This window comes from Streptomyces sp. NPDC057280 (assembly GCF_042668605.1).
Classification (GTDB): domain Bacteria; phylum Actinomycetota; class Actinomycetes; order Streptomycetales; family Streptomycetaceae; genus Streptomyces.
The window spans coordinates 71,147-85,458 of sequence record NZ_JBHUYR010000010.1 but is presented as its reverse complement, the minus strand read 5'-3'; the positions used below and the strand labels follow the sequence as shown (position 1 = coordinate 85,458).

At 70.0% G+C, this 14,312-nt stretch carries 13 protein-coding genes; 5 read left to right on the top strand and 8 right to left on the bottom strand.

Annotated features, from left to right (window positions below):
* Nucleotide 1: 1 nt before the first annotated feature.
* The 5 genes from ACFUO4_RS37930 to ACFUO4_RS37910 form a co-directional block, all read right to left on the bottom strand.
* Nucleotides 2-940, bottom strand: a complete 939-nt coding sequence (locus ACFUO4_RS37930; RefSeq protein ID WP_383493595.1) for a Gfo/Idh/MocA family protein — start codon at nt 938-940, stop codon at nt 2-4.
* Nucleotides 937-2,046, bottom strand: a complete 1,110-nt coding sequence (locus ACFUO4_RS37925) for an Ldh family oxidoreductase (protein WP_383493592.1) — start codon at nt 2,044-2,046, stop codon at nt 937-939. Before ACFUO4_RS37925 ends, ACFUO4_RS37930 begins: the two co-directional genes overlap by 4 nt.
* A gap of 96 nt (nt 2,047-2,142) precedes the next feature.
* Nucleotides 2,143-3,459 (bottom strand): M20/M25/M40 family metallo-hydrolase, encoded by a 1,317-nt coding sequence (locus ACFUO4_RS37920; RefSeq protein WP_383493590.1) that lies wholly within the window; start codon nt 3,457-3,459, stop codon nt 2,143-2,145.
* Entirely contained in the window at nt 3,440-4,396 is a 957-nt protein-coding gene (locus ACFUO4_RS37915) for a sugar phosphate isomerase/epimerase family protein (RefSeq protein WP_079309980.1), read from the bottom strand. The genes ACFUO4_RS37920 and ACFUO4_RS37915 overlap by 20 nt, the downstream gene beginning before the upstream one ends.
* Entirely contained in the window at nt 4,386-5,432 is a 1,047-nt protein-coding gene (locus tag ACFUO4_RS37910) for a Gfo/Idh/MocA family oxidoreductase (protein WP_383493588.1), read from the bottom strand. Before ACFUO4_RS37910 ends, ACFUO4_RS37915 begins: the two co-directional genes overlap by 11 nt.
* 615 nt (nt 5,433-6,047) lie before the next feature.
* On the opposite strand from ACFUO4_RS37910, the gene ACFUO4_RS37905 reads away from it, so the two are divergent.
* The 5 genes from ACFUO4_RS37905 (at nt 6,048) to ACFUO4_RS37885 (ending at nt 12,344) form a co-directional block, all read left to right on the top strand.
* A complete protein-coding gene (locus ACFUO4_RS37905) occupies nt 6,048-6,755 on the top strand; it encodes a succinate dehydrogenase (protein ID WP_383493585.1) in 708 nt (235 codons plus the stop codon).
* Nucleotides 6,756-6,757: 2 nt separating this feature from the next.
* On the top strand, nt 6,758-8,707 hold the full coding sequence (locus tag ACFUO4_RS37900; RefSeq protein ID WP_383493582.1) for a fumarate reductase/succinate dehydrogenase flavoprotein subunit: 1,950 nt from the start codon (nt 6,758-6,760) through the stop codon (nt 8,705-8,707).
* Nucleotides 8,704-9,456 (top strand): succinate dehydrogenase/fumarate reductase iron-sulfur subunit, encoded by a 753-nt coding sequence (locus tag ACFUO4_RS37895; RefSeq protein ID WP_383493579.1) that lies wholly within the window; start codon nt 8,704-8,706, stop codon nt 9,454-9,456. Before ACFUO4_RS37900 ends, ACFUO4_RS37895 begins: the two co-directional genes overlap by 4 nt.
* A gap of 210 nt (nt 9,457-9,666) precedes the next feature.
* Nucleotides 9,667-11,196, top strand: coding sequence for an FAD-dependent oxidoreductase (locus tag ACFUO4_RS37890; protein ID WP_383493576.1), 1,530 nt, complete (start codon nt 9,667-9,669; stop codon nt 11,194-11,196).
* A 377-nt stretch (nt 11,197-11,573) separates the two neighbouring features.
* Nucleotides 11,574-12,344, top strand: a complete 771-nt coding sequence (locus tag ACFUO4_RS37885) for a sigma factor-like helix-turn-helix DNA-binding protein (protein ID WP_383493573.1) — start codon at nt 11,574-11,576, stop codon at nt 12,342-12,344.
* A 15-nt stretch (nt 12,345-12,359) separates the two neighbouring features.
* Here ACFUO4_RS37885 and ACFUO4_RS37880 read toward each other — a convergent pair whose 3' ends face one another.
* The 3 genes from ACFUO4_RS37880 to ACFUO4_RS37870 form a co-directional block, all read right to left on the bottom strand.
* On the bottom strand, nt 12,360-12,935 hold the full coding sequence (locus ACFUO4_RS37880) for a TetR/AcrR family transcriptional regulator (protein WP_079310896.1): 576 nt from the start codon (nt 12,933-12,935) through the stop codon (nt 12,360-12,362).
* A gap of 9 nt (nt 12,936-12,944) precedes the next feature.
* A complete protein-coding gene (locus ACFUO4_RS37875; RefSeq protein ID WP_383493570.1) occupies nt 12,945-13,382 on the bottom strand; it encodes a GtrA family protein in 438 nt (145 codons plus the stop codon).
* Between the two features lie 223 nt (nt 13,383-13,605).
* The gene (locus ACFUO4_RS37870; protein WP_383493567.1) at nt 13,606-14,112 is read right to left on the bottom strand and encodes a carboxymuconolactone decarboxylase family protein; all 507 of its coding nucleotides are present in this window, start codon (nt 14,110-14,112) and stop codon (nt 13,606-13,608) included.
* Nucleotides 14,113-14,312: the final 200 nt, after the last annotated feature.

The following is a 14,312-nucleotide window of genomic DNA, read 5'->3' as shown; positions in this document are numbered from 1 at the left end:
CTCAGCCGCGGGTGAGGGCGGACTCGGCGGCGTAGACCTGGCCGACGAGTTCGAGCGTGGCCAGACCGTCGGGCCAGCTGGTGCGCTCCCCGCGCAGGACCTCGCCGAACTCCCGCAGCACACCGACGTATTCGTGGGCCAGGGAGCTCTTGAAGGCCGGGTAGCCGGCGAGCATGTCGGCCGTCAGGACCCTGCCGTCGGCGAGGAGGATCTCGACGTCCTTGCGCTCGCCGTGCGCGTAGGCCCAGTCGAGGTCGACGACGGCCGTGACGCCCTCGGTGCTCTGCAAGGTGATGACGGCGATCCGGTCGATGCCGGTCTCGTCGCGGCCGACGCTGGCCTCCTTGAAGACCACGTCGTCGCCGAGGAACAGATGGACGACGTCGATGGCGTTGGGGCCGTTGTCCGCGACGCAGCCGCCGCCGCAGCGCTCTGGGTCGAGGTACCAGCGGTCCTTGCCGACGTGCTCCTCGATCTTCTCCCAGTAGCGGACCGTGAGCCGCTCGATCGGCACGTCGGCGGGCAGGGAGGCCAGCAGGTCCAGGACGTTGGTGTTGTAGCGGCGGTGGTAGGCCGTGAACAGCGCCACGCCCTTCTCCGCGGCGAGATCGCGCAGCGCGCGTCCCTGCTGCACGGTGATGCCGAGCGGCTTCTCCACGCACACCGCGACACCGGCGGCGAGCGCGTCCCGGCAGACCTCGTAGTGCACGTCGTTGGGGACGTTGACGACGACCGCGTCCAGCTCGGTGGAGGCCAGCAGCTCGCGGTGGTCGGTGAAGACCGGGATGGTGCCCCGGTGCGGGTCGAGCGTGGCCTCGTTCAGGTCGCACACGGCGGCCAGCTCGATGTCCTGGATCTCGCCGGCGAGCGCGTCGACGTAGAAGCGCGAGATGACACCCAGGCCGATGATGCCGATACGGATGCGGGGCTGCGTGCTCATCGGGTGCCTCCGAAGGGGGTCGGAACGGTCAGGGAGTGCTGGTCGGCGACGGCCTCCAGCTCGGCGTAGAGCGAGGCGGCCAGCGGGACACCGTGCTCACGGGCCTCGCGGGCGTGCTGCGCCTCGGGCCAGCCCGGGTAGCGCACGGGGGAGTCGGGGTCGAGGGCGGGGGCGTTGAGCAGGGCGCCGAAGAGGTCCTCGGACTGCTGGAGGAAGGTGCCCTGGTCGCGGAGCCTGCCCGGCGCGATGGCCAGGACGAAGAAGCCGATGTTGTCGTCGCGGCCCTTGGTGGAGGTGGGGCCCATCTCGGCGCCCGGCAGCAGCGCCGCGAGCGCCTCCACCATCAGGCTGAGCGCGTAGCCCTTGTAGGCGCCGGTCTCGGGCCGGCCGCCCAGCCACTGGAGGTGGGCCTCGCCGCGGTCGAACGCGGTCGGGTCGGTGACCGGCCGGCCCGCGTCGTCGATGAGCCAGCCTTCCGGTATCGACTTCCCGGCGCGGGCCGCGGACCGCACCCGGCCGGTCGGGACGACGGTGGTGGACATGTCCAGCACGTACGGCGGGTAGGGGCCGGCCGGCGCGGCGATGGAGAAGGGGTTGGTGCCCAGCAGGGCCTGGGAGGCGCCCGGCGGCCGGATGATCCGCTGGCCGCCGCAGTTCCCGGCGAGGAAGCCCAGCGCGCCCTGTTCGGCGGCGTGCGCGGTGAAGTGCCCGGCGCAGCCGAAGTGGGTGCCGTTGTACAGGGAGACCATGCCGACGCCGTGGGTGTCGGCGCGCTCCAGGGCCAGGTCCATCGCGGCCCGCGCGGACCACAGGCCGAGGGCGTCGTGCGAGTCGACGAGGACGGCCGCGCCGCGGTCGGCGACGATCTCCAGGTCGGCCGTGGGATCGGTGCGCTTGTCGTCGAACAGCGGCAGGTAGAGGCGGGTCAGGTTGGCCAGGCCGTGCGAGGTGACACCGGTCAGGTCGCCGTGGACCAGGGCGCGGGCGGCGATCTCGGCCCGGTCGGGTGCCAGACCACGGCGGGTGAACACCTCGGCGGTGAACCCGGCCAGCTCGTAGTAGTCCAGCCGCACGGTGGTGCGGTCGAGGGTCGCGGTGGTGGTCATCTTCTCCTCATTCGCATGACGTCACAGGGGCCGTGCCAAACCGGCGGGGCGTCCGTCGGGCGCTCGCCCGGGGCCGCGGGCCGGTCCGGTGCGCCCTCACGGCAGTTCGGTGTGCGCGGTCGCGGCGAAGGCGGTCAGCAGCCCGGCCACATCGCCCGCGAACGCCTCCAGTTCGGCCCGCTCGGCGAACTCGCTCTCGGCGTGCGCGTGGTTGGCCTCCAGGTCGCCGGGGCCGAGGACGGCGGTGAACACCCCCGGCAGATGGCCCGTCCAGATCGCGTCGCAGGTGAAGGCGGGCAGGTCGGCGGGCCAGCGGGGCAGGCCCACCCGCTCGGTGAGCAGCTCCTCGGCCCAGCTGTCGTGGGCGTCCAGCGTCGGCAGCCGCCGCTTGAGCCAGTCCACCCGGGTGATCAGGGGTCCGTCGGCGGCGGTCTTCGCCAGCAGCGGGCTGTCGGCGCACCGGTCCCGGAAGTCGGCGAGTCCCGCGCGCACCTCGTCGTGCAGCGCCTTCTCCAGGTCGGCGGCCTCGGCGGCGGAGCCGTACGACAGATTCAGCAGCAACTGCCCTCTGCCGTACACCTTGTTGTGCAGCGGCCCCGTCTGGAGCCCGGCCACGCACACCTGCCCGGTGCCGGCGTGGGCGGGCAGGGTCCGCGCCAGATGCCCGGCCAGATGGCCGAGGAGCACGCTGGCGTTGTGACCGGCGGCCGGGGCGTCGTCGATCGCGTCGTCGCCGTCGACCTGGACGCGCGCCGTCATCGCCGCGGTGGAACGGGTCAGCAGCCGGCCCCGGGTGGGCTCGCAGAAGATGTTCAGCCGACCCGTGTACCCCTTCTCCACCAGGGGCCGGGTGCCGCACACCCCCATGGCGCCGCCCTCCTCGCCGGACACCACCTGGATCAGCACACCGGTCTCGGTGCCGATCCGCGGGTCCGCGTCCGCCGCCGCACGGACACCGGCGAGCAGCGCCACCGCGGGGCCCTTGGCGTCGATGGCCCCCCGTCCGAAGAACGTCTGACCGTCCAGTCGCACCGGCTGCCGTCCGGCGACGGTGTCCATGTGCACGTTGAACATCACCGTCTGCTGCCGGGGCAGCCGCGGCCCGAGCCGCAGCACCAACGAGGGCTGCACCCGCAGGAATTCGGGATCGCGGGCGATCGCCGAGCGCACCGCGGCGGGCACCTGCTCGTCGGTGAGCTCCTCCGCCGCGCACGTACCGTGCCACTCGACGGTGAACCCCAGCGCCCGGGCCGCCTCGGCGTAGGCGAGCTGCGCCTCCCACAGCCGGACCTCACCGGTGGGCGTGCCCTCCAGCGGGCCGGCCGTGTTCAGCGACAGCAGGTGCAGCAGCAGCTCGTCGTCGGCCCGGGTCAGCGGCGCGTGACGCGTTCCCTCAGCGGTTCGAGCGGACACAAGGGGCCTCCTCTCTGGCGGTACGGCGGGGATCGAGGACTTCGGTGGTGACGAGCCGTTCCAGATGGCGGCCGTACTCGGCGAACAAGGCGGGCCCGTCGTCGCCCAGCTCGGTCCGGCTCTCGTGGGGCCGCAGCGCCAGATGCGGCTCGATCGACCACACGCCCGCGTAACCGGCCTCCAGCAGCAGCCGCAGACAGTCCGCGACCCGGCTCTCGCCCTCGCCCGGCAGGGTGTAGGCGGCCGTACCGCCACTTCCCACGGCGTCCTTGACGTGGACGTGCGCCACCGCCTCGGGGCAGACCTCCAGCAGCCGCTCCAGCACGTCGTAGGCCTGGTAGTGGTAGGCGGCGCCGTTGCCGGTGTCGAACAGCAGCCGCAGCGCCGGGCTGTCGACCTCGGTCAGCAGCCGCCACATCCGCTCCGCGCTGCGCCCCGCCCAGCCGGCACAGTTCTCGTGCAGCAGCACCAGCCCGTACTCGGCGGCCCGCGCGGACAGCACCCGCATCCGGCGGATCACCTCCGCGCCCCAGTCGGCGTCGTCCAGACCGTCGTTGGGATACGACATCACCCGCACATACCGGGTGCCGAGCGCCGCACAGCGCGGGCCGAGCCGTTCCAGCTCCCACAGGTCGGCGTCGATGCCCTGGCTGATGGGCCTGGACCAGTCGGCGATCCGCGAGTCCACGCAGGCGATCCCGAGCCCCGCCGCGCGCACCGTGCGCACACAGCTGTCGAAGGCCTCGCCGTCGAGGTCGGCGAGCGCGACGCCGTCGACGCTGCGCAGCTCGATCAGCTGCCAGCCCAGCGCGGTCACCGCCGCGACCTGGTGCTCGAGGCTGCGTCCGGCCTCGTCGCCGATGCCGGCGTAGAGGATCCCGGGCACCGCCTCCCCCCGCGGAAGCGGGCCGGAGGCCGCGGTCCGGTCAGGAAGCATGACGTACGACCTCCGGCTGGAAGGCCCCGACCTCGGCCCCCAGACGAGACAGCCGCGCATGCTCCTTCGCCTCGGCGAGCAGGGTGGTGACACAGGCGTTGAGCTGGAAGTCGGGCTCCAGGTCGGCGCCGTAGGCGAACTGCTCGTAGGCGTGCACCAGGAACCGGGACAGCGAGTCGTCCCGGAACACCGGCTGCGGCACCAGGCCATCGATCGAGGTGGTCAGGTGGGCGTGGTCGTCGCTCTCGCTGATGGGGTAGTGCCCCACCGCCCAGCCTCGGCTGAAGCCGAGCCGGATGACCCGCTCCCGCAGCGGCGAGGCGAGATCGGAGAAGATCTCCGTCTGGCAGCCCGTGGTGTGGTCCAGGAAGAGCCGCGCGGCCCCCATCTCGGGCACCACGATGTTCTGCACCCGCATGTCGCGCAGCTCGGCGCCCACCGTCTTGGCGTCGCCGGCCAGCGACAGCACCACGCCCACCGAGTGCGGAAGCTCCACGTCGAAAGCGGTCGGGTGCCCCTCGGTGGCCAGGGTGCGGGCGATACGGGGCTTGCGCTGGGCGATGAACACCGTCTCCAGCTCGCCCAGTTCACCGCCCTGTACCAGCTCGTGCAGGCGCAGGGTGAGCGCGCTCTGGAGCCAGTGCGCGACCACCATGAGCTCCAGCTTGCGCGTACGCCGCAGGTCGTCGATGTCGGGCAGCTCGCTGACCGTGGCCACCAGCGGCTTCTCCACGAGGATCTTGCGGAAGCCGAGGTCGGCGAGTTCCGTCAGCGGCCCCAGCCGGTGCGTGGGCGGGGTGCACAGGTGGACGATGGTGTTCTCGGGATCCAGCAACTCCCGCGCCCGGGCCAGGTTGTCCACGGCTATCACATCGGCGTCCGACAGCTGTGGTGTGCGTGGGTCGGCGTCGTAGACGACGGGCGGTTCGTCGGAGAAGAGACCGGCGTAGCGCTCCGTACGGCGCAGTCGGCGCAACACGCTCCAGTGCAGTCCGTGGCCGGAGCGGCCGAATCCGACGATCAGCGTCCTCAGCATGGTGGGTTCACTCCTCGAGCAGGCTCGGTCGGTGGTGGCCCGCACGGCGTTCGACCACGCGATAGCGAGGGTCATAACAGCCATTTCATAGTTTTCCGGGCGACCACAGGGCAGCGAGAGACAACGAGAGACAGCAAGGGACAAGAAGAGACAGCAAGGGACACGGGCACGGACAGACGAAACGAAGAAGAAGGAGGAGCTGGAGCAGCAGCGACGACGGCGCCGGTCAACCGGCTCTCATCCGAACCGGATCAGTCAGCGTCGCCCCGCACGGAACTCCGAGCGCGAGCAAGCAGGTGTGCGGGCAAAGGCAATCTCGTGTCTCCCGTTTCGGCGGATCGGGATGCAGCGAGCGTGCCGACCGACGTCGACACCCGTCAACGAAACCGCCCGCCGAGCCCCGCACTCGCCCGCCAGGACGGCTTTGCCCCCCTGCCCGCTGCCACGCCCGCCCGCAGCCGGCCCTTTCCTGTCATAGATGCTGCACACACGTACTCCGCCCTTGCCATGCGCTTGCCATCCCCCCGCCCCACCCCCGCGCGCCACGGCCACCCCACCCCCGCTCCAGCGTCCGTCAGGGATCTCTCTACCCGACCCTCCCTAATGTCTTGTGACATGGCTCTGGCAACGCGGACGAACCGACGACCGTCCACGGCACGCACCCTGTGGGACAGCTCCGTCGGCAAGAAGACGGTGATGGCCGTCAGCGGCCTGATCATGCTGATGTACCTCGTCCTGCACATGCTGGGAAACCTGAAGATCTTCTTCGGCCCCGACGACTTCAACGAATACGCCCACTGGCTGCGCACCCTTGGCGAACCGGCCCTGCACTACGAGTGGTTCCTGTGGGGACTACGGGCGGTGTTGATCGTGGCGGTCGTCGCCCACGGTGTCTGCGCGTACCAGCTGAGCCGCCGGGACATCAAGGCCCGCCCGTCGAAGTACGTGCACAAGAAGAGGCGGGCGAGTTATGCCACGCGGACGATGCGCTGGGGTGGGGTGATCCTGGGCCTGTTCATCGTCTGGCACCTGCTCGACCTGACGACGGGCACGGTCCATACCAGGGGTTTTGAGGAGGGCCGGCCGTATCAGAACGTGCTGGACACCTTCTCCACCTGGTACGGCAATGTCATCTACATCACCGCGGTCACGGCGCTGGGTGTGCATGTCCGGCACGGTTTCTGGAGTGCCGCGCAGAGCCTGGGGGCCGGCAGCCGCACACGTGACCGCGTCTTGAAGGCCACGGCGAACGTTCTCGCCCTTGTGCTCACGGCCGGCTTCCTCGCCGTGCCCGTGGCAGTGATGACCGGAGTGGTGAGCTGAACATGAGTGCTTTCGCGGAGTACCGGACCGGCGAGCCGCTGACGGACGGCAAGGCGCCTTCCGGCCCGGTGAACGAGCGCTGGGACAGGCGCCGTTTCGAGGCCAAGCTGGTCAACCCGGCCAACCGGCGCAAGCACACCGTGATCGTGGTCGGGACGGGTCTGGCGGGTGGTTCGGCCGGGGCCACGCTGGCCGAACAGGGGTACCACGTCGTCCAGTTCTGCTACCAGGACTCCCCGCGGCGCGCCCACTCCATCGCGGCGCAGGGCGGCATCAACGCGGCGAAGAACTACCGCAACGACGGTGACTCGGTCCACCGGCTGTTCTACGACACGGTCAAGGGCGGTGACTTCCGGGCCCGGGAGTCGAACGTGCACCGGCTCGCGCAGATCTCCGTCGAGATTATCGACCAGTGCGTGGCGCAGGGTGTGCCGTTCGCGCGGGAGTACGGGGGGCTGCTGGACACCCGGTCCTTCGGCGGCGTGCAGGTCTCGCGGACGTTCTACGCCCGCGGCCAGACGGGCCAGCAGCTGCTGCTCGGCGCCTACCAGGCGCTGTCGCGGCAGATCGCGGCCGGGAACGTGGAGATGCACGCGCGCACCGAGATGCTGGATCTGATCGTCGTCGACGGCCGGGCACGGGGGATCGTCGCCCGGGACCTGATCACCGGGAAGATCGACACGTACTTCGCGGACGCTGTCGTCCTCGCCAGCGGCGGCTACGGCAATGTGTTCTACCTGTCGACGAACGCGATGAACTCCAATGCCACCGCCATCTGGCGGGCGCACCGGCGGGGCGCGTACTTCGCCAACCCGTGCTTCACGCAGATCCACCCCACGTGCATTCCGCGGACCGGCGACCACCAGTCCAAGCTGACGCTGATGAGTGAGTCGCTGCGTAACGACGGCCGGATCTGGGTGCCGAAGGCCAAGGGTGACGACCGGCCGCCGAACAAGATCCCCGAGGACGAGCGCGACTACTACCTGGAGCGCATCTACCCCTCCTTCGGCAACCTGGTCCCGCGTGACATCGCCTCCCGCGCCGCGAAGAACGTCTGCGACGAGGGGCGGGGAGTCGGCCCCGGCGGGCAGGGCGTCTACCTCGACTTCGCCGACGCCATCCGGCGGATGGGCCGTAAGGCGGTCGAGGCCAAGTACGGCAACCTCTTCGACATGTACCAGCGGATCACCGACGAGGACCCCTATGAGGTCCCGATGCGGATCTACCCGGCGGTGCATTACACGATGGGCGGGCTGTGGGTCGACTACGACCTTCAGACCACCGTTCCGGGCCTGTTCGCGATCGGTGAGGCGAACTTCTCCGACCACGGCGCGAACCGGCTGGGCGCCTCGGCGCTGATGCAGGGTCTCGCCGACGGCTACTTCGTGCTCCCGGCGACCATCAACGACTACCTCGCCCGCAACCCCCGTCAATCCGAGGTCACGGACGAACACCCGGTCGTCCGCCAGACGGTGTCGGAGACACAGACCCGCCTTGCTCGACTCCTGTCGGTGGACGGCGACCGCACCCCGGACTCCTTCCACCGCGAAGTCGGCGAACTCATGTGGGAGTTCTGCGGCATGGCCCGCTCCGACGCCGGGCTGCGCAAGGCGTTGGAGCGCATCCCGCAGATCCGTGAGGAGTTCTGGCGGCGGATCAAGGTCCCCGGCACCGGCGAGGAGTTCAACCAGTCGCTGGAGAAAGCCAACCGGATCGTGGACTACCTGGAACTGGCCGAGCTGATGTGCCTGGACGCGCTGCACCGCGCCGAGTCCTGCGGCGGCCACTTCCGTGAGGAGTCCCAGACCCCCGACGGCGAAGCGGCCCGCAAGGACGAGGAGTTCGCCTACGCGGCCGCCTGGGAGTTCACCGGCACCGGCTCCGCTCCCGTCCTGCACAAGGAAGACCTGGTCTTCGAGTACGTCCACCCCACCCAGCGGAGCTACGCATGAGGCTCACCCTGCGCGTCTGGCGGCAGAAGAACGCCGACGCCGAAGGCGCCATGTCCACCTACGAGGTGGACGGCATCTCCTCCGACATGTCCTTCCTGGAGATGCTCGACACCCTCAACGAGGAGCTCATCCTGCGCGGTGAGGACCCCGTCGCCTTCGACCACGACTGCCGCGAGGGCATCTGCGGCGCCTGCTCCCTGGTCATCAACGGCGACGCGCACGGCCCGGAGCGCACCACCACCTGCCAGCTGCACATGCGGTCCTTCCAGGACGGCGACACCATCGACATCGAGCCGTGGCGGGCCTCCGCGTTCCCGGTCATCAAGGACCTGGTCGTGGACCGCTCGGCCTTCGACCGGATCATCCAGGCCGGCGGCTACATCACCGCCCCCACCGGAGCCGCTCCCGAGGCGCACGCGACGCCGGTGCCCAAGCCGGACGCCGACTTCGCCTTCGAGCACGCCGAGTGCATCGGCTGCGGTGCGTGCGTGGCGGCGTGTCCGAACGGGGCGGCGATGCTGTTCACCTCCGCCAAGATCAACCACCTCAACGTCCTGCCCCAGGGCGCGCCCGAGCGGGAGACGCGGGTGCTGGACATGGTGGCGCAGATGGACGAGGAAGGCTTCGGCGGCTGCACCCTCACCGGCGAATGCGCCACCGCCTGCCCCAAAGGCATCCCGCTCGTGTCCATCACGAGCATGAACAAGGAATGGCTACGAGCCACGCGCACCGCACCTCGCCGTCGCTGACGGCCCCACACCACGATCACCACGATCATCACCGCGACCACGACCACCACGGCGACCAGAGCAATCACGGCGACCATGCTCGAACGGCCAGCCGAATTAAGCGAGCTGCAAGAGCTATCGGAAAAACTCTCCCCCGTATCCGAGCCGACCCACGTGTACGGAACTTCGCAACGCCTTGACCAGGAACGCGACACAAGGGGGATCTGACCTGTGATCAGCAGACGCTCGCTCATACGCACCGGCGCAGGCGTCGGCGCGGCCGCCGCGCTGACCGTCTCGACCGGCGGCATGGTGCTGGCCGGAGCCGGCTCCGCGGCCGCCGCCCCCTCCTGGAGCACCCTGCGGGCCGCCCTGACCGGCACCCTCGTGCTCCCCGGAGAGTCCACGTACGACCAGGCGATCCAGCTCCACCAGGCCAAGTGGGACGTGATCCACCCCCAGGCGGTCGCGTACTGCACCTCCACCGCCGACGTCGCCACCTGTCTCCGCTTCGCCCAGGACAACAGCCTGGCCTTCTCGGTCCGCAGCGGCGGCCACAGCAACGCCGGCTACTCGACCACGCCCGGCCTGGTCATCGACGTCTCCCGCCTCAACTCGGTGCGCGCCACGGGATCCACGGTCCGCCTGGGCCCCGGCGCCCAGGGCGTCGACATCACCAACACCCTGTCCGCGCTGGGCCTCCAGGTCATCTCGGGCACCTGCCCCACGGTCGCGATGGGCGGCTTCCTCCAGGGCGGCGGCCTCGGCCCCGCCTCCCGCAAGTACGGCACGGCCGCCGACCGGCTGGTCTCGGCGCGAGTGGTCCTGGCCGACGGCAGGGCGGTCACGGCGTCCGCCAAGGACAACCCGGACCTGTTCTGGGCCCTGCGCGGCGGAGGCGGCGGTAACTTCGGCATCGTCACCGAGTACGAGGTACGCCCGGTCTCGGTCCCGTCGCTCACCCTGTTCAACCTGACCTTCGCCTGGTCGGACGCCGTGGACATCGTCCAGGCCTGGCAGCAGTGGATCATCAGTGGTCCGCGCGAGCTGAACACGCAGCTGCTGTTCACCCTGGCGACTGACCAGGGCGGCGAGCCGCACGTCATCCTCACCGGATCGTACGCGGGCGCGCAGGCCGCCGCCGAGAGCGCCCTGAACACCTTCATGGCCGCGCACGGCAAGGCGAGCGTGACCCGTCAGGTCGTCGAACTGCCCTACCAGCAGGCCATGATGACGATCTTCGGCTGCGGCACCCAGACCGTCAGCGAATGCCACCGCGTCGGCTACTCGCCGGAGGCCATCCTGCCCCGCGAGTACAACGCCACCTACCGCAACACCCTCTTCAGCAAGGCCCAGACGCGCACCTCCGTCCAGGACACCCTGGCCCGCATGGAGGCCTCGCTGCGCCCCGGTCAGTTCCGCGTCCTGGCCCTGCTCTCCTACGGCGGCCGCGTCAACGACTTCGGCGCCGGCTCGACCGCCTACGTGCACCGCACCACCCAGTTCGAGGTGGGCATCCAGCTCGCCCACACCACGGCGGCCCCCACCCAGGAGGACAGGGCCGCGGGCGACGCCTGGCTGAACACCACCTTCACCACGGTCGAGGCAGCCGGCAACCACGAGTCCTACCAGAACTTCATGGACCCGGCCCTGCCCAACTGGCAGCAGGCGTACTACGGCCGCAACTACCCCGTCCTCCAGGCCGTCAAGGCCAGCTACGACCCGTACCGCTACTTCACCTTCGCCCAGTCCATAGCCTGACCCACCCCCACCCAGTACCGGCGGTCCGCTCCCCCCTAACCCCTTTCCCCCCGAGCGGACCGCCGCCCCCCACCCCGCGCGCACACCAGGCGACCTTCGACGAGGCCGAGGACGCCACCGCGTGAGGGACGCCCATGCAGCTGAACTCGAAGTTCCCTAGCACAAGCGGGACTTGGTGACCCGTCGCACCTAACGTGGAACACGTATCCCCTTCCGTGGGTGTGCCCGCCCGACCCCCCGGGGCGGGCACACCCGCTTCTCCCGCCCGGTCCCGACGGCCGCCCGCACCCCCGGTGCCGGAGCGGGCGCGACGGGTCAGCCCGGGAGAGCCCCACACCCGGCGAAGGTGCCCGAGCAACGCCCAAGAAGGAGCCGGTGTGACCAGGACCGAGGAGTTCGAGGAAGTACGGCCGCTGCTGCTGGCGATCGCCCACCGGATCCTGGGCAGCGCGAGCCGGGCCGAGGACGCCGTCCGGGCGACCGGGCGGCGCTGGGCGGACAGCCTGCTGCGTCCCGCATCGGTCGAAAGTCATCTCGCGGCCGAGGTCACCCGCGTCTGCACCGAGGCCCTGCGCGCCGACCGCCTCGACCAGGACCCCTACGCCGTCCCCTGGACGATGACCCCGCTGCTCACCGACCCCGACCCGGAACGGCCGGCGGAGCTGACCGACTCCCTGCTCACCGCGGCCCTGCTGGTACTGGAGCGGCTCTCCCCGCTGGAGCGCGCGGTGTTCGTGCTGCGCGAGGCGTTCGGATGCAGCATCGAGGAGACCGCGGCGGCCGTCAGCTGCTCGCCGGAGGCGTGCCGCCAGCTCGTCGCCGCCATCGCCACCACCAGCGACGGCGGCCGCGAGCCGCTGCCCTGGCCCACCCACATCGTCGGCACCCACAACGTGACCCGGCTGCTCGCCGCGATCGTCCCGCCACTGCGCCGGATCGGCGTCACCGTCGAGCACCGCATGGTCAACGGCCGCCCCGGCTCGGTCTTCCGCGACCGCACCGGCCGTATTCTCAACGCCCTGACACTCGCCGCCCAGGAGGACCGCACCGCGGAGGCCCACCTGGTCATCAACCCCGACCTGATCCCGTACCCCGACCCCGTCGCCGAGGCCTACGCGATCCTGCGCGAGGCCAACCAGGGCCGCTGAACGCCCCTGCGCGTCTCACACGGCAGTCGGGGCAGGCCAGTTGCGCAACAGCGAGTCCAGGGCGTCAAGCGCCCGCGACCAGCTCTCCCCGCTCTCCGGGGCGCTGTGGCTGAACCCGCCCCCGGCCTCCAGGCTGACGAAGCCGTGAAAAACGCTCCCCAGCAGCCGGACGGCATGCGTCTGGTCCGGCTCCACCAGGTCGTACCCCCGCAGGACGGCCCGCGTCATCAACGAATGCCGCCCTCCGGCACTACGAGCGGCTTCCTCCGGGGTGAGCCGCAGCTGAGTCGCCGCATACCGCCCCGGATGCTCGCGCGCATAGTCCCGGTAGACGTTCCCGAGGGCGCTCAACGCATCTTTCCCGGCCCGCCCGGCGAGGGCGACGGCCGCCCGATCGGCGAGCTCCTCCAGGGCAAGCAGCGCGATCCGCACCCTCAGCTCATGCGAGTTCTTGACCTGTGAGTACAGGCTCGCGACGGTGACATCGAACCGCCGGGCCAGCGCGGACACGGTCACCTGCTCGAACCCGACCTCATCGGCCAGCTCGGCCCCGCCCCGCACCACCGACTCACCACTCAGCCCCGCACGCACCCGGACATCTTAGGCAGCGAGCCTCCACCCCCGCGCACTCGTACGCCGCTCACGCTGCCCGGCGAACACGAAGAGCCGCAGCACAAGAAACCGCCCCACACCCGCGAGCCCCGAGGCGCCGAGGTAGACGACCTGCTCGGTCGCCATGCTGTGCCCGCTCTGCACGACATCCAGCACGAACACGGCAAGGCTGGTCGCGAGATAAGCGCCCCCGGCCGACCCGGCGGACTGCCAGTGCTCCCGCCACCCGGCACCACGCTTCTTGCCGAAGGTGTAGCGGGCGTGGAGCTCGGTGCACAACACGGTGGACACCACGGTGACGACGGCGTTGGAGACCCCCCAGGGCACCCCCATGGCCAACCCCACCACGGCGAAGCTGCTGAGCACCCCGACACCCCCACCGAAGACCACGAACCGTATGAACGAGGCCATTGCCGAGGACTTCATGACGGCCTCCTTCCAACGAGTCGAGGATCTTTCTTATATACGAAACGCTACGTTGCATTTACAAAATCAGCAACAGAATAATTGCGAAGAGTACAAAAAACCCCAGCTCATAGCCCATAGATCATTGCAACGAGAGCGAGCTGAACGCAACGCCCGCCAAGTGCGGGCGTTGCAACGACTGAAAACGAACGCTACCCAGAAGGCCACCAGGGCCTCGGTCGGCTCAGTCCCACTGCTCGTCGGCGAGGGAGGCGACGGGCTGAGGCTTGCCGATGACGGCCAGGGCGACGAAGAAGTTGATCTGACCGATGGCGACAGTCAGCGTGGCGAGCGCCTTCTTGTCGTAGTGCCTGGCCACCTCGGCGTACAGCTCGTCGGTGACGCGCTCGCGGCCGTGCGGCGCAGGCTGGAGGGTGGCTTCCACCAGCGCGAGAGCAGCACGCTCGGCCTCGCTGAAGTACGGGGCGTCCTGCCACGAGGCCACCGCGGTGATGCGTTCCTCGGACTCCCCGCCCTTGCGCAGGAAACCGGTGTTGAGCACCGTCAGATACGTGTTGCCCACGATCTGCCCGGCCCGCAGATGAACGAGATTGATCGTCGCGCGCGGTACGGACTTGTTGCCGGTGGCCCGGAAGAGGGCGGCGCTGATGTCCTTCACCTCGGGCACGTACTCAGTCGGGTCGGACATCCGCGAGATCGATCCGCCTGCGTTCGAGGGCGTGTGCGTCATGGCTGCTGCTCTCCTTCACATCAACGTCGGTGTGTTCACTGCACTGACGGATGCGCGGAAGCAGTTGTGACAGAGAACGGGTACCGGTTACGTCCACGGAGATGGTGTACGGGTTCGACCTGATCCGGGGGTTTGCTCCGGCGTTGGGATGGTGCCCGCATAGATGAACGGCCACCGGCTGATCAGCGCAATGCGCCTCG

Excerpts from the sequence above, each read along its gene's own strand:
- ACFUO4_RS37930 (WP_383493595.1), bottom strand. The coding sequence starts at position 940 with ATGAGCACGCAGCCCCGCATCCGTATCGGCATCATCGGCCTGGGTGTC.
- ACFUO4_RS37895 (WP_383493579.1), top strand. The coding sequence starts at position 8,704 with ATGAGGCTCACCCTGCGCGTCTGGCGGCAGAAGAACGCCGACGCCGAA.
- ACFUO4_RS37925 (WP_383493592.1), bottom strand. The coding sequence starts at position 2,046 with ATGACCACCACCGCGACCCTCGACCGCACCACCGTGCGGCTGGACTAC.
- ACFUO4_RS37870 (WP_383493567.1), bottom strand. The coding sequence starts at position 14,112 with ATGACGCACACGCCCTCGAACGCAGGCGGATCGATCTCGCGGATGTCC.
- ACFUO4_RS37905 (WP_383493585.1), top strand. The coding sequence starts at position 6,048 with ATGGCTCTGGCAACGCGGACGAACCGACGACCGTCCACGGCACGCACC.
- ACFUO4_RS37910 (WP_383493588.1), bottom strand. The coding sequence starts at position 5,432 with ATGCTGAGGACGCTGATCGTCGGATTCGGCCGCTCCGGCCACGGACTG.
- ACFUO4_RS37875 (WP_383493570.1), bottom strand. The coding sequence starts at position 13,382 with ATGAAGTCCTCGGCAATGGCCTCGTTCATACGGTTCGTGGTCTTCGGT.
- ACFUO4_RS37915 (WP_079309980.1), bottom strand. The coding sequence starts at position 4,396 with ATGCTTCCTGACCGGACCGCGGCCTCCGGCCCGCTTCCGCGGGGGGAG.
- ACFUO4_RS37900 (WP_383493582.1), top strand. The coding sequence starts at position 6,758 with ATGAGTGCTTTCGCGGAGTACCGGACCGGCGAGCCGCTGACGGACGGC.